Origin of the sequence: Burkholderia sp. SCN-KJ, assembly GCF_024656005.1 — a bacterium.
Taxonomy (GTDB): Bacteria; Pseudomonadota; Gammaproteobacteria; order Burkholderiales; family Burkholderiaceae; genus Burkholderia.
On the sequence record NZ_JANKOG010000004.1, the window covers coordinates 197,405 to 215,938 of the forward strand.

At 68.6% G+C, this 18,534-nt stretch carries 20 protein-coding genes and 1 pseudogene; 11 read left to right on the forward strand and 10 right to left on the reverse strand.

Translation table 11 applies throughout. The features are described 5' to 3' along the window. The first annotated feature begins 303 nt into the window (after window positions 1-303). The 6 genes and pseudogenes from NQV17_RS08980 to NQV17_RS09005 form a co-directional block, all read left to right on the forward strand. On the forward strand, window positions 304-1,074 hold the full coding sequence (locus tag NQV17_RS08980) for a GntR family transcriptional regulator (RefSeq protein ID WP_257771539.1): 771 nt from the start codon (window positions 304-306) through the stop codon (window positions 1,072-1,074). Next, window positions 1,071-2,810, forward strand: coding sequence for a fumarate reductase/succinate dehydrogenase flavoprotein subunit (locus NQV17_RS08985; protein ID WP_257771541.1), 1,740 nt, complete (start codon window positions 1,071-1,073; stop codon window positions 2,808-2,810). Before NQV17_RS08980 ends, NQV17_RS08985 begins: the two co-directional genes overlap by 4 nt. A gap of 17 nt (window positions 2,811-2,827) precedes the next feature. After that, window positions 2,828-3,073, forward strand: a complete 246-nt coding sequence (locus NQV17_RS08990; protein WP_006755644.1) for a ferredoxin family protein — start codon at window positions 2,828-2,830, stop codon at window positions 3,071-3,073. Window positions 3,074-3,111: 38 nt separating this feature from the next. Continuing rightward, the gene (locus NQV17_RS08995; RefSeq protein WP_257771544.1) at window positions 3,112-4,074 is read left to right on the forward strand and encodes a HEAT repeat domain-containing protein; all 963 of its coding nucleotides are present in this window, start codon (window positions 3,112-3,114) and stop codon (window positions 4,072-4,074) included. Next, complete coding sequence (locus tag NQV17_RS09000) at window positions 4,071-4,412, forward strand: gamma-butyrobetaine hydroxylase-like domain-containing protein (protein WP_257771546.1); 342 nt, start codon at window positions 4,071-4,073, stop codon at window positions 4,410-4,412. The genes NQV17_RS08995 and NQV17_RS09000 overlap by 4 nt, the downstream gene beginning before the upstream one ends. Next, window positions 4,413-4,723, forward strand: a pseudogene (locus NQV17_RS09005) (acetyltransferase); the annotation flags it as partial. It lies immediately after the preceding gene. Between the two features lie 136 nt (window positions 4,724-4,859). Here the strand turns inward: NQV17_RS09005 and NQV17_RS09010 are convergent. Further along, window positions 4,860-5,414 carry a TetR/AcrR family transcriptional regulator gene (locus NQV17_RS09010; protein ID WP_257771548.1) on the reverse strand — a complete coding sequence of 185 codons (555 nt, stop codon included), beginning with the start codon at window positions 5,412-5,414 and terminating at the stop codon, window positions 4,860-4,862. A 96-nt stretch (window positions 5,415-5,510) separates the two neighbouring features. On the opposite strand from NQV17_RS09010, the gene NQV17_RS09015 reads away from it, so the two are divergent. After that, window positions 5,511-6,176 (forward strand): DJ-1/PfpI family protein, encoded by a 666-nt coding sequence (locus NQV17_RS09015; protein WP_257771550.1) that lies wholly within the window; start codon window positions 5,511-5,513, stop codon window positions 6,174-6,176. A 226-nt stretch (window positions 6,177-6,402) separates the two neighbouring features. Here the strand turns inward: NQV17_RS09015 and guaA are convergent, their stop codons facing one another. From guaA to NQV17_RS09040, 5 genes are all read right to left on the reverse strand, one after another. Further along, the gene (gene guaA, locus NQV17_RS09020) at window positions 6,403-8,022 is read right to left on the reverse strand and encodes a glutamine-hydrolyzing GMP synthase (protein ID WP_257771553.1); all 1,620 of its coding nucleotides are present in this window, start codon (window positions 8,020-8,022) and stop codon (window positions 6,403-6,405) included. A gap of 107 nt (window positions 8,023-8,129) precedes the next feature. Beyond that, complete coding sequence (locus NQV17_RS09025; RefSeq protein WP_257771555.1) at window positions 8,130-8,747, reverse strand: hypothetical protein; 618 nt, start codon at window positions 8,745-8,747, stop codon at window positions 8,130-8,132. 6 nt (window positions 8,748-8,753) lie between these two features. Next, window positions 8,754-10,214, reverse strand: coding sequence for an IMP dehydrogenase (gene guaB / locus NQV17_RS09030; protein WP_059464274.1), 1,461 nt, complete (start codon window positions 10,212-10,214; stop codon window positions 8,754-8,756). A 276-nt stretch (window positions 10,215-10,490) separates the two neighbouring features. After that, window positions 10,491-11,318 (reverse strand): DUF2182 domain-containing protein, encoded by an 828-nt coding sequence (locus NQV17_RS09035; RefSeq protein WP_257771558.1) that lies wholly within the window; start codon window positions 11,316-11,318, stop codon window positions 10,491-10,493. Window positions 11,319-11,348: 30 nt separating this feature from the next. Continuing rightward, window positions 11,349-12,113 (reverse strand): DUF899 domain-containing protein, encoded by a 765-nt coding sequence (locus NQV17_RS09040; RefSeq protein ID WP_257771560.1) that lies wholly within the window; start codon window positions 12,111-12,113, stop codon window positions 11,349-11,351. 113 nt (window positions 12,114-12,226) lie between these two features. Between NQV17_RS09040 and NQV17_RS09045 the strand changes: the two genes are divergently transcribed. From NQV17_RS09045 to NQV17_RS09055, 3 genes are all read left to right on the forward strand, one after another. Beyond that, window positions 12,227-13,447: a helix-turn-helix domain-containing protein gene (locus tag NQV17_RS09045; protein ID WP_257771562.1), complete on the forward strand. Its 1,221-nt coding sequence runs from the start codon at window positions 12,227-12,229 to the stop codon at window positions 13,445-13,447. A 30-nt stretch (window positions 13,448-13,477) separates the two neighbouring features. Then, window positions 13,478-14,161 carry a glutaminyl-peptide cyclotransferase gene (locus NQV17_RS09050; RefSeq protein ID WP_257771564.1) on the forward strand — a complete coding sequence of 228 codons (684 nt, stop codon included), beginning with the start codon at window positions 13,478-13,480 and terminating at the stop codon, window positions 14,159-14,161. A gap of 187 nt (window positions 14,162-14,348) precedes the next feature. Beyond that, a complete protein-coding gene (locus NQV17_RS09055; RefSeq protein WP_257771566.1) occupies window positions 14,349-15,332 on the forward strand; it encodes a DMT family transporter in 984 nt (327 codons plus the stop codon). A gap of 63 nt (window positions 15,333-15,395) precedes the next feature. Here the strand turns inward: NQV17_RS09055 and NQV17_RS09060 are convergent, their stop codons facing one another. Next, window positions 15,396-15,719, reverse strand: coding sequence for an RnfH family protein (locus NQV17_RS09060; RefSeq protein WP_257771568.1), 324 nt, complete (start codon window positions 15,717-15,719; stop codon window positions 15,396-15,398). Between the two features lie 4 nt (window positions 15,720-15,723). Next, window positions 15,724-16,161, reverse strand: coding sequence for a type II toxin-antitoxin system RatA family toxin (locus tag NQV17_RS09065; RefSeq protein ID WP_044843759.1), 438 nt, complete (start codon window positions 16,159-16,161; stop codon window positions 15,724-15,726). 98 nt (window positions 16,162-16,259) lie between these two features. Here NQV17_RS09065 and smpB point away from each other — a divergent pair, with 98 nt between their 5' ends. Then, window positions 16,260-16,706 carry an SsrA-binding protein SmpB gene (gene smpB, locus NQV17_RS09070; protein WP_050012888.1) on the forward strand — a complete coding sequence of 149 codons (447 nt, stop codon included), beginning with the start codon at window positions 16,260-16,262 and terminating at the stop codon, window positions 16,704-16,706. A 314-nt stretch (window positions 16,707-17,020) separates the two neighbouring features. Here the strand turns inward: smpB and NQV17_RS09075 are convergent, their stop codons facing one another. Beyond that, a complete protein-coding gene (locus NQV17_RS09075) occupies window positions 17,021-17,956 on the reverse strand; it encodes an SPFH domain-containing protein (RefSeq protein WP_257771571.1) in 936 nt (311 codons plus the stop codon). A 33-nt stretch (window positions 17,957-17,989) separates the two neighbouring features. Then, a complete protein-coding gene (locus NQV17_RS09080) occupies window positions 17,990-18,424 on the reverse strand; it encodes an NfeD family protein (RefSeq protein WP_257771573.1) in 435 nt (144 codons plus the stop codon). Between the last annotated feature and the right edge of the window lie 110 nt (window positions 18,425-18,534).

Genomic DNA, 18,534 nt, shown 5'->3' on the forward strand with positions numbered 1-18,534 from the left:
TCTAGCAGGGTGACGTGCGTATGACAGGCCCTTCGAACGCATGCTCGATATTGTGTTTTTAGGGGCCGAATCGGCGCGCATGCGTGCCGATCGCCGCGACTTGCCGCTGTGCTGCGCCGCAGCAGGCTCCGCGCGGATTCGGCGCCGTTTGCGCGGGTCATGCCGGGCCCCGTTTTTTTATTTTCGCGCGGGTCGCCGCCGCCCCGCTTTTCCGGAATCGGAAAGTCGAAATCAGAAATAGTTGGTTGGGGCGCGTGAGCGCGCTCACTACACTCGAGCCGTCTTGTCATAACAAGTTGAACGATGACCCCACCCAACGTCGTGCCGCTGTCGGCGGCGCCGCTCTACGTGCAGATCAAGGACACGCTGCGCACGCGCATCCTCGACGGCACCTATGCACCACACAGCCGGATGCCGTCCGAGCACGAACTCTGCGCGATGTTCGACGTGAGCCGCATCACGGTGCGCCAGGCACTCGGCGACCTTCAGAAGGAAGGCCTGCTGTTCAAGCTGCACGGCAAGGGCACGTTCGTGTCGAAGCCGAAGGCGTTCCAGAACGTGACGTCGCTGCAGGGCTTCGCCGAGGCGATGTCGTCGATGGGCTACGAGATCGTCAACCAGCTGCGCAGCTTTCGCACCGTGAAGGCCGACCGCCACCTCGCGACGAAGCTGAACGTGCCGGAAGGCGCGCCGCTCATCGAGATCCACCGCGTGCGGCTGCTGAACCGCGAGCCGGTGTCGCTCGAACAGACGTGGGTGCCCGAGGCGCTCGGCAAGCGGCTCGCCGGCGCCGATCTCGCGACCCGCGACATCTTCCTGATCCTCGAGAACGACTGCGGCGTGCCGCTCGGCCACGCCGACGTGTCGATCGACGCGATCCTCGCCGACGATGAAATCGTCGACGCGCTGCGCGTCGAGGAAAGCAGCCCCGTGCTGCGGATCGAGCGCCTGACGCACGACGCGTCGGGCACGCCGATCGACTACGAACACCTGTACTTCCGCGGCGACGCCTTCCAGTACCGGCTGCGCATCGACCGGCAGAAGATCCGCCAACCTGCAAGGAATTCTCAATGAATACCCATGTACTCGAATACGACATCGTCGTGGTCGGCGGCGGCACGGCCGGCCCGATGGCGGCGATCAAGGCGAAGGAACGCGACCCGTCGCTGCGCGTGCTGCTGCTGGAGAAGGCCAACGTGAAGCGCAGCGGCGCGATCTCGATGGGGATGGACGGGCTGAACAACGCGGTGATTCCTGGCCACGCGACGCCCGAGCAGTACACGCGCGAGATCACGATCGCCAACGACGGGATCGTCGACCAGGAAGCCGTGTACGCGTATGCGACGCACAGCTTCGCGACGATCGAGCAGCTCGACCGCTGGGGCGTGAAGTTCGAGAAGGACGGCACCGGTGACTACGCGGTGAAGAAGGTCCACCACATGGGTTCGTACGTGCTGCCGATGCCGGAGGGCCACGACATCAAGAAGGTGCTGTACCGGCAGCTGAAGCGCGCGCGCATCGCGATCACGAACCGGATCGTCGCGACGCGCGTGCTGACCGACGCGCAGGGCCGCGCGAGCGGCGTGCTCGGCTTCGACTGCCGCACGGCCGAGTTCCACGTGATCCGCGCGAAGGCCGTGATCCTGTGCTGCGGCGCGGCCGGCCGGCTCGGGCTGCCGGCGTCTGGTTACCTGATGGGCACGTACGAGAACCCGACCAATGCGGGTGACGGCTACGCGATGGCGTACCACGCGGGCGCGGCGCTCGCGAACCTCGAGTGCTTCCAGATCAATCCGCTGATCAAGGACTACAACGGCCCGGCCTGCGCATACGTGACGGGCCCGCTCGGCGGCTTCACCGCGAACGGCAAGGGCGAGCGATTCATCGAGTGCGACTACTGGAGCGGCCAGATGATGTGGGAGTTCTACCAGGAACTGCAAAGCGGCAACGGCCCGGTGTTCCTGAAGCTCGACCATCTCGCGGAGGAAACGATCCAGACCATCGAGCAGATCCTGCACACCAACGAGCGGCCGAGCCGCGGCCGCTTTCACGCGGGGCGCGGCACCGACTACCGGCGCCAGATGGTCGAGATGCACATCTCCGAGATCGGCTTCTGCAGCGGCCACAGCGCATCCGGCGTATACGTGAACGCCCACGCGGAAACGACCGTGCCGGGGCTCTACGCGGCCGGCGACATGGCGGCGGTCCCGCACAACTACATGCTCGGCGCATTCACCTACGGCTGGTTCGCCGGACAGAACGCGGCCGACTACGTGGCCGGCCGCGCTCACGCGCCGGTGGACGACGAACAGGTCGCCGCCGAACGCGCCCGCGTGCTTGCGCCGCTCACGCGCGAGCGCGGCCTCGCGCCAGCGCAGGTCGAATACAAGCTGCGCCGCATGGTGAACGATTACCTGCAACCGCCGAAGGTGACGCGCAAGATGGAAATCGGGCTGCAACGTTTTGACGCCATTACTGAGGATATCGAAGAAATCAAGGCGAGCCATCCGCATGAGCTGATGCGCGCGGCCGAAGTGCGCGCGATCCGCGACTGCGCCGAAATGGCCGCGCGCGCGTCGCTGTTCCGCACCGAGAGCCGCTGGGGGCTGTACCACCATCGCGTCGACTTTCCGCATCGCAACGATGCCGAGTGGTTCTGCCACACGTGGCTGCGCAAGGGTGCCGACGGCACGATGCGCAGCGAGAAACGACCGGTCGAACCCTACGTCGTGCCGCTCGCCGACGACGAACGCAGCGCCTACGCGCACCTGCGCATCCGCGAACCGGCCGCACACGCGGCCGCCCTCTGACTCCGAGGAGCCTTACCGTGCCCCATACCCCGCACGACATCTTCCTGCGCAGCAGCGCGCCCGTGACGATCGACGAGGACCGCTGCATCGCCGACAAGGGCTGCACCGTCTGCGTCGACGTGTGCCCGCTCGACCTGCTCGCGATCGACGTGACCAAGGGCAAGGCCTACATGCAGTTCGACGAATGCTGGTACTGCATGCCGTGCGAACGCGACTGCCCGACCGGCGCGGTCAAGGTCGACATCCCGTACCTGTTGCGCTGACCTGGCACACCGCTTCCCCACTACCGGACTCACGACACATGAACCCTGCTTCCGACCATGCCCCGCTCGTCGCGCGCGTTGCCGCACCCGATGCATCGGTGCGCCGGATCGCGCTGCTCGAACTCGCCGATCTCGAGGATCCCGATCTCGTGCCGATCTTCGTTGCGGCGCTGCGCGACGATCCGTCCGCCGACGTGCGCGGCGAGGCCGCGCGTGTGCTCGCCGCCTGGGAGCAGCCCAACGTCGTCGACGCGCTGTGCCGCGCGCTGCTCGATCCGGACGACGACGTGCGCGCGACCGCCGCACACAGCCTGTCCGAACTGAAGGACGTCGCATCCGGCGCCGCGCTGTGCCGCTGGGTCGAGCACGCCGAACCGTTCGTGCGCGGCGCCGTGCTGCGCGCGCTGCGTGAACTGCGCGACCCCGACGCGTTCGCGCCGGCGCTGCGCGCGCTCGACGCGCCGGCGTCGGCCGTGCGCGCCGAGGCCGTCGCCGTGCTCGGCTGGCTCAAGGACGCCCGCGCGCTGGCGCCGCTCGCACGCATCGCCACGACCGACACGCATGCGGACGTACGGCGTATCGCGGTCGGCGCGGTCGGATTCGCGGCGTCCGCCGACACGGCCGTCGTCACCGCCTTGCTGGCGGCGCTGCGCGACGCCGAATGGCAGGTACGCGAGGAAGCGGCCGCGACGCTCGGCAAGCTGCGTGTCGCGGCCGCTCGCGCACCGCTCGTCGCCGCGCTCGGCGACGATTACTGGCAGGTGCGCTTGCGTGCGGTGCGCGCACTCGGGCAATTGCGCGACGCCGCCGCGGCGCAGGCCGTCGTCGCGCTGCTGTCGCATGCGATCAGCAACCTGCGCAAGGAGGCCGCGCTCGCGCTCGGCGAACTGCGCGATCCCGCGACGCTGCCCGCGCTGCACGACGCGCTCGACGATCGCGATCCCGAAGTACGCAAGGCCGTGCGGATCGCGATCGCGCAGATCGGGGAAGATGCACGATGACGCCGCCGACCGAGATCCTGCTCGATCATGCGGCCCGCGCATTGACGCTGTGCTGGCCGGACGGCGACACGCAGCGCATCGGCTATGCGCGCTTGCGCAGCGCTTGCCCGTGCGCCGCATGCCGGAAGATCCGACTCGATGGCGGGCAGGTCGACGCGCCACCCGACCTGACGCTGGACGGCGTGGAAGCGGCCGGTTACGGCATCCGCCTGCTGTTCGGCGACGGTCACGCGCGCGGCATCTATCCGTGGCCGTTTCTGGCGGAACTCGGCGCATACGAGACGGATGCGGGCGCCGCAGCGCCCGGCGTGCCCGTATCCGGCCATCCCGCGAACTGACCGTCGGCGAAGCTCGATCTGGCCGTCGACGAGCACGATCGTCCGGTGGGCTTCATGCTGCTCGACGGCAGTCACATGGAAGCGCTGTTCGTCGATCCCGCTCACCATGGTGCGGGTGTCGGGCGGAGGCTGGTCGAAGCGGCCCTCCGACGCCATCGCGACCCATCGACCGACGTCAACGAGCAGAACGAAGCGGCGGCGGGATTCTACGAACGGTTCGGATTCGAGCGCTGCGGACGATCGGCGCGCACGGACAAGGGCGGCCTTATCCGCTGATTCATCTTCGTTATCGTAGTGGCGGGCAAGACTGAGCAGGATCGGGACAGCGCGTGACGTCGCCTTGCGCTGCATTGAAAGCCGCGCTTTCCACCGACGCTACAACGGAGCACCCGCCCGCCTTCTGCTCTGCGATACGCGAGCCATCCGTGCAGCACGGGCATCGCACCGCTACGCGCGTCGGCGTGGCAGCATGCGCTCGGCCACCGCGAACACACGCTGCATGAAGTGGTTGAACCGCTCGGCATCGCGCCGCAATCCGGCCTGCTGGCCGCCGATCAGGCACAGGTGCGCGATCTGCCCGACGATCTCGGCTTCGCCCGGCATGCGAACCCACCGACGGGACGTCTCGAGCGCGAATGCGAGACGCGTGGCATCGACGCGCTGCTGGAATTCCGCGACCAGCGCGTCCTGCAATGCCCAGGCGCGGATCGCCACTTCGCGCCCCGGTCGCTTCTCCGCCGCGATGCGCAGGTAGCGCGTCAGCGTGTCGCCCGCGCCGCGGCCGTCCGCCGCGTAGGCGAGCATGCGTGCCGTGTAGTCGTCCTCCCACGCGGTCAGCAACGTCCTGACGAAGTCCTCCCGATTCCGGAAGTGGTGATAGAACGAGCCGCGGGTCACGTTCAGCCGTCGTGCGAGACGCTCGGCCGAAATCCCCGCATACCCTTCCCCGTCGAGGACATCGAAGCCCGCGGCGATCCAGTCGTTTCGAGTCAGTGTGCGCATCGGTATCGCCATACAGGCTGTGTATGGCGCGGCATGGGCAGATAGGCTGCGAACTCTATCACGGCCGCCACCGCTTCCGGCAACGCGCCACGACTCATGGAATTCACGTTGAAAGACATCGCTCTCGTCGCATTCGACCAGTTCACCGATATCGACCTGTTCCTGATGTGGGACATCCTCGGCCGCAACACCGCAGACTGGCGTGTCCGGATTCTCGGCGCGCAGCCGCTGTTGCGTTCCGCGCATGGTCTGGCCATCCCCGTGCACGGCCCGCTCGAGGACGCCAATCGCGCCGACGCCGTGCTGTTCTCGAGCGGCAGGCTGGGCATCCCGGCCGCGCTCGCGAGCCCGGATTTCCTGCCGTCGTTCGATCTCGATCCGGCGCGCCAATACATCGGATCGATCTGCGCGGGCGCCTTCGTCCTGGAGCGGCTCGGGCTTTTGCCGGACCGTCGCGCAACGACGCACCCCGACGCGCGACACGGGCTGACGGATCGCGGGCTGCAGGTGCCGGACCAGCCGCTCGTGTGCCACGGCAACGTTGCGACGGCGGGCGGATGCGTGGCGGCGCTCTATCTGACGGGATGGCTCGTGGAATCGATGTTCGATGCGGACAAGCGGCGCGAGACGTTGCTGCCGGTCCTGCCCGCCGGACAACGGGAACTCTACGAGGACATCATCGAATTCAGCATTCGACAAGGACAGGGGCAGACTTCGGGCTCGATCAGGATGATCGATGCCGGCGGTCGTCGGCTGCCCTAGCGCGCGACCTGCAGACGCGTCGCTTGTAGCGGCCGGGCTGTCCCGCACCTCCGCGCCCGGACCCGACATGCAGGCAAGGAAAACACTGCGCGCCGGCAACCATCGAATCACGGCCGCCAACCGCACAAACGACAACGCCCGGCAGGTTCCCCTGCCGGGCGTTGCGCATCATCCGATGCCGCTATCGGTCATCGAGGGTCATCGAGGCACGCCTCGACGCCGACGCTCACTCCCACTCGATCGTCGCCGGCGGCTTGCCCGAGATGTCGTACACCACGCGGTTGATCCCGCGCACCTCGTTGATGATCCGGTTCGACGCGCGGCCGAGCAGCGCGTACGGCAGGTGAGCCCAGTGCGCGGTCATGAAGTCGGTGGTCTGCACCGCGCGCAGCGACGTCACGTAGTCGTACGTGCGGCCATCGCCCATCACGCCGACCGACTTCACCGGCAGGAACACCGCGAACGCCTGGCTCGTCAGGTCGTACCAGCTCTTGCCGACGTCGGCCTCGCCGCACAGGCCCGCTGCCGCGTCCTGCGCGGTGGCGGTCGTGCCGCGCAACTCCTCGATGAAGATCGCATCCGCGCGACGCAGCAGGTCCGCATATTCGCGCTTCACTTCGCCGAGAATCCGCACGCCGAGGCCCGGGCCCGGGAACGGATGGCGGTACACCATCTCCGGCGGCAGGCCGAGCGCGACGCCGAGTTCGCGCACTTCGTCCTTGAACAGGTCGCGCAGCGGCTCGAGCAGTTTCAGGCCGAGCGTTTCCGGCAGGCCGCCGACGTTGTGGTGGCTCTTGATCGTCGTCGCCTTCTTCGTCTTCGTGCCGCCCGATTCGACCACGTCCGGATAGATCGTGCCCTGCGCGAGCCACTTCGCCTTCGACAGCTTCTTCGCCTCGGCCTGGAACACCTCGACGAACTCGCGGCCGATGATCTTTCGCTTCGCTTCCGGATCGGTCACGCCGGCCAGGTGGCCGAGGAACTGCTCGGATGCGTCGACGTGCACGACCTTCGCATGCAGGCGGCCCTCGAACATGTCGAGCACCATCTGGCCTTCGTTCAGGCGCAGCAGGCCGTGGTCGACGAACACGCAGGTCAGCTGGTCGCCGATCGCGCGGTGGATCAGCGCGGCCGCGACGCTCGAATCGACGCCGCCCGACAGGCCAAGAATCACTTCCTCGTCACCGACCTGCTCGCGAATCTTCGCGACGGCTTCCTCGATGTGGTTCTTCATGATCCAGTCGGGCTTCGCGCCGGCGATCTGCAGCACGAAGCGTTCGATGATCTGGCGGCCCTTCACCGTATGCGTGACTTCCGGGTGGAACTGCACCGCGTAGTAGCCGCGCGCCTCGTCGGCCATGCCGGCGATCGGGCAGCTCGGCGTCGACGCCATCAGCGCGAAGCCCGGCGGCAGCTCGGCAACCTTGTCGCCGTGGCTCATCCAGACCTTCAGCATCCCGTGGCCTTCGTCCGTCTTGAAATCCTCGATGCCGTCGAGCAGGCGCGTATGGCCGTGCGCGCGCATTTCCGCATAGCCGAATTCGCGATGGTCGCTCCACTCGACCTTGCCGCCGAGCTGCACGGCCATCGTCTGCATCCCGTAGCAGATGCCGAGCACCGGCACGCCGAGATCCCACACGGCCTGCGGCGCGCGCAGCTGGTGGTCTTCGTAGGTGCTCGCGTGGCTGCCCGACAGGATCACCGCCTTCGGCGCGAACTCGCGGACGAAGTCGTCGGACACGTCGTTCGGGTGGATTTCGCAGTAGACGTGCGCTTCGCGCACGCGGCGCGCGATCAGTTGGGTGACTTGCGAACCGAAGTCGAGAATCAGGATTTTGTCGTGCATGGCTGCGGACAGGATGAAGAGAATAAGAAAAGCAGCGCACGAAGCGCTGCGTCAAAAGCATGGACAGCGGCGTCGGGCGGCAGGCGGCTCGCGCGACGCATCGCCGGTCAATCCTGCAACGGCGGGCGGGCGTCGAATGCGACGCTGCCTGACGCGCGGTCGGATGCGGCCGACGTGGTGGCCGCGGCCGGCGCCGAGGGCGCCGCCGGACGGCTGACGACCGGTTCGACCCGCTGCCGCGGCGCAGAGGCCACCGCCGGTTCGGCCGGGCGCTTCGCGTCCCGGGCGTCGGGCGCCTGCGCCCGTTCCACCCTTTCCGCCTTCTCGCGCCGCCGCACGGTCGATGCGAGCCGTACGCCGCCGAGGCCGAGCACGATCAGCGCGACACCGGCCATCGCCGACAGCACGCGGCCGGCGGCCGCGAGCGCGGGACCGTTGCCGGTGCCGAACGACCACACGACCGCCAGCACGCCGATCAGCCAGTTCACATGGCCGACCGCACGTGCGACGGGCGCCGTGAGATCACCATTGACCGCCGCATGAAACGCGAGCCACGCGAGGCCGAGCAGCGCGATGCCGAACGCCTGGCCGAGCATCGCCGGCTGGATGTTCGCCAGCTGCAGCGCGTTGAACAGCGCCTGCCAGGGCGTCAGCACGAACAGCACGCCGAACGCCAGCAGCAGCACGGCATCGACGATCAGCACGGCTCGCAGCAGCGGTTTCATCGGCGATCAGTCCACGTGGTAGTTCGGTGCTTCCTTCGTGATCTGCACGTCGTGCACGTGCGACTCGCGCATGCCCGCCGCGGTGATCTGGACGAATTCGGCCTTGTCGTGCAGCTCGTCGATCGTGCGGCAGCCGCAGTAGCCCATGCTCGCGCGCACGCCGCCAACCAGCTGGAACAGGATCGCGTTGACCGAACCCTTGTACGCGACGCGGCCCTCGATGCCTTCCGGCACGAGCTTGTCGATGTTCGCCGAGTTGTCCTGGAAGTAGCGATCCGCCGCGCCGTCCTTCATCGCGCCGACCGAACCCATGCCGCGGTACGACTTGTACTGGCGGCCCTGGTACAGGAACACGTCGCCCGGCGCCTCTTCGGTGCCCGCGAACATGCTGCCCATCATCACCGCGTTCGCGCCGGCCGCGAGGGCCTTCGACACGTCGCCCGAGAAACGCACGCCGCCGTCGGCGATGCACGGCACGCCGGTGCCCTTCAGCGCTTCCGCGACGTTCGCGATCGCGCTGATCTGCGGCACGCCGACGCCCGCGACGATCCGCGTCGTGCAGATCGAGCCCGGGCCGATACCGACCTTGACCGCGTCCGCGCCGTATTCGACGAGCGCCTTCGCGGCGGCTGCCGTCGCGATGTTGCCGCCAATCACCTCGACGTGCGGGAAGTTCTGCTTGACCCAGCGCACGCGCTCGAGCACGCCCTTGCTGTGGCCGTGCGCGGTATCGACGACGATCACGTCGACGCCGGCCTGCACCAGCAGCTCGACGCGCTCTTCGTTGTCCGGGCCGACGCCGACCGCCGCGCCTGCGCGCAGCTTGCCGTGTTCGTCCTTGCACGCATCCGGGTGTTCGGTCTGCTTCGTGATGTCCTTGACGGTCATCAGGCCGCGCAGTTCGAACGCGTCGTTGACGACCAGCACGCGCTCGAGGCGGTGGCTGTGCATCAGCGCCTTCGCTTCGGCGAGCGGCGTGCCTTCCTTGACGGTGACGAGACGCTCGCGCGGCGTCATGATCGACTTGACCGGTTCGTCGAGGCGCGATTCGAAACGCAGGTCGCGGTTCGTGACGATGCCGACGAGCTGCGGGCCTTCGACGACCGGGAAGCCCGAGATGCCATGCTGACGCGACAGCGCGATCACGTCGCGCACCTTCATCTGCGGCGGAACCGTGATCGGGTCGCGCACGACGCCCGATTCGAAACGCTTGACCTTCGCGACTTCGCGAGCCTGCTCGGCCGGCGTGAGGTTCTTGTGGACGATGCCCACACCACCCTGCTGCGCCATCGCGATCGCGAGGCGACCTTCGGTGACCGTGTCCATCGCGGCGGACACGAGCGGCATGTTCAGGGAGATGTTGCGGGTCAGCTTGGTCTTCAGGCTGGTGTCGCGCGGGAGAACGTCGGAAAAGGCGGGAACGAGGAGCACATCATCGAAAGTGAGTGCTTTTTGGATCAGACGCATGGCAAATCCTATGGGCGCAAAAGCGAATTATACGCGAAGCGCTGCGAATTTTCACAACACGAACAACGGGTTAGCCGTTTCCCGGCGTTCGGGGGCCGAATCGTTCGGATCGCCGTTCGGTTCGTTTTCGATCGCCTTTCGTTTCACCCCCGCATCGGCCGATTCGCGCAGCCGGCCGGAATCGGGCCGATCGCCCGCCGTTGCCGTACGACGCCGGGCCTGCCGGCGGTGCCTGCGCCGGCCCCGTTCGACGCGCGCCGGCAGCCCCGGGCGCCGCTAGGCCAGCGCGGCCGCGGCCCACGCGATCATCGCCGCGCCGGCGCCGATCGCGACACCGCCGACGAGCCGCGCGACGCGAACGCCAGCCGGCGCCAGCCGCTCGGCGGCGATCGCCACGGTCACGACGGCCATCACGCGCAGGTCCATCATGCCGGCCGTCAGTGCGACGGCCATCAGGTTCCCGCAGCAGGCGCCGCACCGTAGCGCCGTACGCACGCCGTACCGCCACGCGACCGCGGCCCGGGCTGCCGCCCGCGGCGCGCATGCGTCGTCCGGCGCATGCCGGCAGCAAGCGAGCCGGCGCGCCTTCCAGCCGGAAAACTGCAGCACGCCCGCGCCGAGCACGATCGCGCCAGCCGCGAACGGCACCGTGGCGGCGAGCGCGGGCAGCCGCGCGGCGGCCGCCGCCCATGCAGTGCCGACCGGAAACACCAGCGCGCCGAGCGCCATCCACACGGAGAAATACCCGCTGCCCGCGACCGCGACGAACCATGCCGCCCGCGCGTCGCCCACCGCGCCGGTGCTCTGCCGATATCGCCAGAGCACCGGCGCCAGCACCGGCAGCATCATCGTCACCGTCATCGCGCCCCACATCCCGGCGAATGCGGCGAACGCGCGCCCTGCCTGCCATCCGCACGGCCTGAGCCACCCGGCCGACAGCGTCCAGCCGCCGGCCATCGGCATGCCGCCCATCGCGTCCATCGATGCGTGCTGCGCGAGCGTCGCCCAAATCGCGGCGGCCCATACCGCGACGAGCGCGGCGCCGAACACCCGCCGGCCGCCGCCCGCGGCAGCGGCCGCAGCCCGTTTCGTCGCCGTGCTCATCGCCCGCTCCCGCGGCGCGCCGGCCCGCGCTCAACCGCGTGCGTACTCGTCATGACGGCGCCACCACACGCCCGTCTCGTTGCGCCCGAGCGGCGCGCGATCGAGCCACTGGTACATCCCCCACAGCCCGTCGAGCCCGCGCGCGTACGTCGAATACGTGTGATAGACGATGCCGTCCTCGCGCACGAACGCGCTCATCCCCGGCCGGTCGCGCGCGTACGTGGCGGCGTCGGTGCCGCACGTCGCCGCGAACTGGGCGACCGCGGCGGGCGGCGGGTCCATGTCCATCGCGTGGCCGGCCCGCGCATAGTTGTATTCGACATCGCCGGCGCGCTGCTGCGCTTCGGTGAACGACACGTTGAAGTCGAAGTTGAACTCGCCGCCGTCCGACGACGCCCACGGAAAGTGCCAGCCCATCCGCTGCCGGTATGCCAGCAGCTTCGCGAGCGGCGCGCGCGACACCGCCGCGAGCGTCACGTCGTGGTTCGCGAGGTGGACCGCGAAACCGTCGAAGCCGTCGGCGAGCGCCGAGCACGACGGGCAGCCGGCCTTGTAGTCGGGCCCGAACATGAAGTGATAGACGAGCAGTTGCGAGCGGCCGTCGAACAGATCGTCGAGCGTCGCCGGGCCGCGTTCGGTGTCGAACCGGTAGGCCTTGTCGACGCGCACCCACGGCAGCGCCTGGCGCCGCCTCGCGAGCTCGTCGCTCTGCCGGGTCAGCGCCTTTTCCGCATCGAGCAGCGCGCGGCGCGCAGCCAGCCATTCGGCACGCGTTCCGGTGAGATGGTTCGTCATTACGGGTTCCTCCTTTCGATGGATATCCGGGCACGGCGCATCTGCCGTGTGCGTGGTGCTAGATTAGGACCGGGCGTCGAACCGGAGGGAGTGACAACTGTGTCGGGATTCGGATGGATTCGCTGATCACGGCCGCCGCGCGGGCGCTCGCGGCGGGCGACCCGCTCGGCGCGCTGAACCGCGTCGCGTTGCGCGACGACGCGCCGGCGCTCGCGTTGCGCGGGATCGCGATGGCCCAGCTCGGCGATTTCGAGCGCGCACGCGCGCTCGTGCGCGGCGCGGCCCGCGCATTCGGCGCGAAGGAAGCCGTCGCGCGCGCGCGCTGCGTCGTCGCGGAGGCCGAGATCGCGCTGGCGTCACGCGACCTCGGCTGGCCGTCGCGCGCCCTCGACGCCGCCTGCGCGACGCTCGACGCACACGGCGACCGCACCAACGCCGCGCATGCGCGCTATCTCGGCGTGCGCCGGCTGCTGCTGATCGGGCACGTCGGGGATGCCGAACAGCGGCTCGCGAGCCTCGATCCCGCACCGCTGCCCGCCGCATCGCGCGCGGCTCATGAACTGATCGCGGCCGGCATCGCGATGCGCCGCATCCGCCCGCACGCGGCGCGCATGGCGCTCGCCCGTGCGCGCGCGGCCGCACAAGACGCCGGCATCGCCGCGCTGACGGCCGAAGTCGACACGGCTGCCCGCATGCTCGATACGCCGGCCGCGCGACTCATCGCGCGCGGTGCGTCGCGGCTCGTGCTGCTCGACGAGGTCGAGGCGCTGCTGGCATCGAACGCGCTGGTCGTCGATGCATGCCGCCACGCGGTGCGCGACGCGCGCACGACCGTGTCGCTCGCACGCCGCCCGGTGCTGTTCGTGCTCGCCCGCGCACTGGGCGAGGCATGGCCCGGCGACGTGTCGAGAAATGCGCTCGTCGCCGCGGCGTTTCGCGCGAGACACGCGGACGAATCGCATCGCGCCCGCCTGCGCGTCGAGATCGGCCGCTTGCGCGCGGTGCTGCGGCCGCTCGCGAACATCACTGCGACGCCGCGCGGCTTCGCGCTCGAACCGCTCGGCCCGCGCGAGGCCGTCGTGCTCGCGCGTCCGGTCGACGACCGCCACGCGGCCGTGCTCGCGCTGCTCGCGGACGGCGAGGCGTGGTCGAGCTCCGCGCTGGCGCTCGCACTCGGCGTGAACCAGCGCACCGTGCAGCGCGCGCTCGATGCGCTCGCCGAAGCGGACAAGGTGCAGGCGGTCGGCCGCGGCCGCGCGCGCCGCTGGATGACGCCGCCGCTGCCCGGATTCGCGACGACCTTGTTACTCCCCGCGCCGCTGCCGGGCGACTAGGATGGGGACACCAACGACGAGGTGACAAACATGAAGCGCTCCACCGCAGACATCCTCCGCGAATACGGCCCGTTTCCGGGCGTCGACGGCGTACACGGCGTCACGTTCGACGGGCGGCACGTGTGGTTCGCGTCCGGCGACAAGCTGAACGCGCTCGACCCGGAACGCGGCACGACCGTGCGCGCACTCGACGTCGCCGCGCACGCAGGCACCGCGTTCGACGGGCGCCACCTGTTCCAGATCGTCGAGGACCGCATCGAGAAGATCGATCCCGACTCCGGCCGCGTGCTCGCGACGATCCCCGCGCCCGGCGGTGGCGCCGATTCGGGGCTGGCCTGGGCGGAAGGCACGCTGTGGGTCGGCCAGTACCGCGAACGCAAGATTCACCAGGTGGATCCGCAATCGGGCGCCGTGCTGCGCACGATCGAATCGAACCGCTTCGTCACCGGCGTGACGTGGGTCGACGGCGAGCTGTGGCACGGCACCTGGGAAGCGGACGAGAGCGCGTTGCGGCGGATCGACCCGCGCAGCGGGCAAGTGCTCGAACAGGTCGACATGCCGCCCGGCGTCGGCGTGTCGGGGCTGGAGTCCGACGGCCGCGACCTCTTCTACTGCGGCGGTGGCAGCAGCGGCAAGCTGCGCGCCGTGCGCCGCCCCGCGCGGGCACGCGCGGCGGGCGACGGTGCGGCGGCGGCCGAGCCGGTCGAGCGCTGATCGGTTGATCGTAGAAGGACAACCCGACCTGCCGCACCCCGGTAGGTAAACAGGACCGGGGCGCGGCGGCGCCTACAGCCGAGCCCTGCCTCACCCCGCTCCCGAGTGCAGTGCAGGAATGAACAAGACGCGTTCGCGCCCCCGTCGTTAACATGCGCGCTCGTCAGTCTTTCGTTCGGAGCAGTCGATGCAGCGCGGTGTGGTGTATGGCGTCCTCGCGGGCGCGTTGTGGGGCATGGTCTTTCTCGTGCCGCGGCTGATGACCGACTTCTCGCCGCTGCTGCTGAGCGCGGGCCGCTATGCGATGTACGGCCTCGTGTCGCTGGCGGCGGCCCTGCCGGCCGCCCGCTCGCTGCTCGCCCGGCTGACCCGCGAGGATCTCGTCGCGCTCGCGAAGCTCGCGCTGATCGGCAACGTTGCGTACTACATGCTGCTGTCCGGGGCCGTACACCTGATCGGCATCGCACCCAGCTCGCTGATCGTCGGCGTGCTGCCCGTGACCGTCACGCTCGCGGGCCTCGGCGACCACGGCGCGGTGCCGCTGCGGCGCCTCGCCGCCCCGCTCGCGCTGGTGATCGCCGGCATCGTCTGCATCAACGTCGACCTCTTCACGTCGGAAGCTGCGCAGGCGACGACGCTCGGCCAGAAGCTCGCGGGCATCGCGTGCGCAAGCGGCGCGCTCGCGAGCTGGACCTGGTACGCGGTCGCGAACACGCGCTACCTGCAGCGCCACTCTCATTTCGGCGGCAACGAGTGGTCGGTGCTGTGGGGTGTCGTGACGGGCCTGATCGGCGGCCTCTGCTGGCTCGCGATCCTCGCGCTGCCGGCCGGCACGGTGCAGGCCGCCGTTTCGGCATCGCGCTGGCAACTATTCTGGCTGCTGAACCTCGTGCTTGCGATCGGCGCGTCGTGGCTCGGCAACGGACTGTGGAACGCGGCGTCGAAGCGGCTGCCGCTCACGCTGTCCGGCCAGCTGATCGTGTTCGAAACCGTGTTCGCGATGCTCTATGCGTTCGTCTACGACCAGCGGATGCCGCGCGTACTCGAGATCGCGGCGCTCGCGCTGCTGCTGGCGGGCGTCTACGGGTCGGTGCGCCGGCACAACGACACGCATGCGGGCGGCAACACGCCCGGCGACGCGACCGTGAACGCGAACGTCACGGCGCACTGAGCGCCGCCGCGCCTGGTCTGACGAATCGGAACGGAGAAGATGCAGCGACGCCGACGCGACGCGTCAGCGCGCGTCCTTGTGCATCCACTTGCGGCCCTCGACGGAGCCCTCGCGGCGGGTCTTGTCGACGCGCCGCTGACGCGCGAGCTTCGGATCGACGATCAACGGGCGGTAGATCTCGACGCGGTCGTGGTCGGCGAGCGGTGCGTCGAGCGGCGCGAGCTTGCCGAATATGCCGGTCTTCGCGTGCACGAGGTCGATTTCCGGGTGCAGCGCGAGCACGCCGCTCGCGTCGATCGCCGCGCGCACGGTCGCGCCTTCGGGTAGCGACACCGGAATCAGCGTCTGGCGATCCGGCAGCGCGTAGCAGACTTCGATCGACAGCATCGCGTCACCCCTTCCCGTAGCGCTGGTCGGCGCGCTTGACGAACGAATCGACGAACGTGTTCGCGATATGGCTGAACACCGGCCCGATGATCTTCTCGAGCAGGATGCTCGAGAACTCGTAGTGCAGCGCGAATTCGATCTTGCATGCATCGGCGCGCAGCGGGATGAAGCGCCACGAGCCCGTGAACTTCCGGAACGGGCCGTCCGCGAACTCCATGTCGATCCGCGTCGGGCGCTGCTGCGTGTTGCGCGTCGCGAAATGCTGCTTGATGCCCTTGAAGTTGATGTCGATGCGCGCTTCCATCCCGCTGTCGTCCTGACGGCGGATCTCGACGCCGCCGCACCAGGGCAGGAAATTGGGGTAATCGGCCACGTCGGTGACGAGGTCGAACATCTGTTCCGCCGAATGACGGATCAATACGGTTTTCTGGACATCTGCCATAAATCGCGCGGCATCGCTCGAGGTGAGAACGCAAGCCGGGCGATTCCCGCCCTGCTTTGCTAAAATCGTGATTTTAAACGAGTTGGCCCGATCCTTTCATGAGCATCATCGACAACAGGAAAGCGCACTTCGATTATCACATCGAGGAACGCTACGAGGCGGGGCTCGTGCTCGAGGGCTGGGAAGTCAAGGCGCTGCGCGCCGGGCGCGGCCAGATCAAGGAAGGCTACGTCGTGGTGAAGAACGCCGAGATCTTCCTGATCGGCACCCACATCAGCCCGCTGCCCGAAGCCTCGACGCACATCAAGCCCGATCCGGTCCGCACGCGCAAGCTGCTGCTGCACCGTGACGAAATCAAGAAACTGATCGGCAAGGTCGAGCAGCGTGGCTACACGCTCGTGCCGCTGAACTTCCACTACAAGGGCGGTCGCGTGAAATGCGACATCGCGCTCGCGAAGGGCAAGAAGCTGCACGACAAGCGCGAAACCGAGAAGAAGCGCGACTGGGAACGCGAAAAGGCGCGCATCATGCGCGCCGGCACCTGACGCTCAGGAAAGCCAGCCTCGCAAACGACACGGCCCGCTCGAAGCGGGCCGTGTTGCTGTGTGCGATGCGAAGCACATGAGCGGCGGCCGGACCGCCGCTCGCGTTCCGGGACGAACCGCTGCGCAGCCTGCGCTACTGACATGCGGGCGCGATCGCGCCCGAGGTCGCGCGACGATTCGCCGCATGCCGGGCACATAACGAGCACATGACCGGCACATACCGGGCGCATGCCGGGCACAGGACGGGCGCACGAGCGGCGCGCACCCGGCGACGCTCGCGGCGATCGCCGGCACGCGTAACCCGCGCTTGCCGCTCAGCCCCGCGCGCTCGCCGCCGGTGCCGCGTTCTTGACGATCGTCAGCGCCGACGCGATCGCGGTGCCGAGATCCGACAGGTTCGCCGGAACGATCAGCGTATTGCCCTGTTTCGCGAGGTTCGAGAACGCGCCGACGTACTGCTCGGCGACCTTCAGGTTCACCGCATCCATCCCGCCCTGCGACTGGATCGCGTTCGCGATCTTCTGGATGGCCTGCGCGTTCGCCTCGGCCACCGCGAGAATCGCGGCCGCCTCGCCCTGCGCCTGGTTGATCGCGGCCTGCCGCTCGCCTTCCGACTTCTGGATCGCCGCCTCGCGCGCGCCCGACGCAAGGTTGATCTGCTCCTGCTTGCGGCCTTCGGAAGCAGCGATCAGCGCGCGCTTTTCCCGCTCGGCGGTGATCTGCGCCTGCATCGCATGGAGGATCTCCTTCGGCGGCGTCAGGTCCTTGATCTCGTAGCGCAGCACCTTCACCCCCCAGTTCGCGGCGGCCTGGTCGAGCGCCGACACGATGTTGTGGTTGATGAAGTCGCGCTCCTCGAAGGTCTTGTCGAGTTCGAGCTTGCCGACCACCGAGCGCAGCGTCGTCTGCGCGAGCTGCGTGATCGCGAGCACGAAGTTGCTCGACCCGTACGACGCCTTCATCGGATCGGTCACCTGGAAGTACAGCACGCCGTCGACCTGCAGCTGCGTGTTGTCGCGCGTGATGCAGACCTGGCTCGGCACGTCGAGCGGAATTTCCTTCAGCACGTGCCGGTAGGCGATCCGGTCGACGAACGGCAGCACGATATTGAGACCGGGCGACAGCGTCGCGTGATAGCGCCCGAAGCGTTCGAGCACCCACGCATGCTGCTGCGGCACGATCTTCACCGTCTTCGACACGATCACGATGGCGATGACGAGCAGGACGACCCAGATGATCAGCGAATCCATGAAATATTCCCTCCTTGTTGTATCAGTGGACGATCAGCCCGCGGGTTTCGCGACGACGACGAGACTGTTGCCGCGCACGGCACGCACCTGATACACGCGTGCATCGTCGCGTTCGCCGGCCGCGAGTTCGACGTCCCAGTCGGCGCCGCGATACTGCACGCGCGCGCGGCCGTCATGCCACGCATCGACCGTGACGGTCGCGCCGATATCGAGATTGACGTCCGGATTCGTCGACGTGTCGCGTTTCTGCTTGCGCCCGAGCCCCGAGCGGCGCAGCACGATCATCGCGACGATCGCGACCACGGCGGCCGCACCGAACTGCACGTGCGGCGCGAAACCGGCGAGCTGCAGCAGCGCGCCCGCGAGAAAGCCGAGCGCGATCATCAGCAGATAGAACGTGCCGGTCAGCAATTCGGCGACGACCAGCACGCCGACTCCGACCCACCAGAACAGATGCCCCGACATCATTGTGGTCTCCCGAAAAACGTCCCCGCTGCTCACTATATTCGCTGCGCGCGCCCGTGGGTCGCGGTCGACACGCATGACGCAACGCGGCGCGTACCGACGAAAAAAAACAC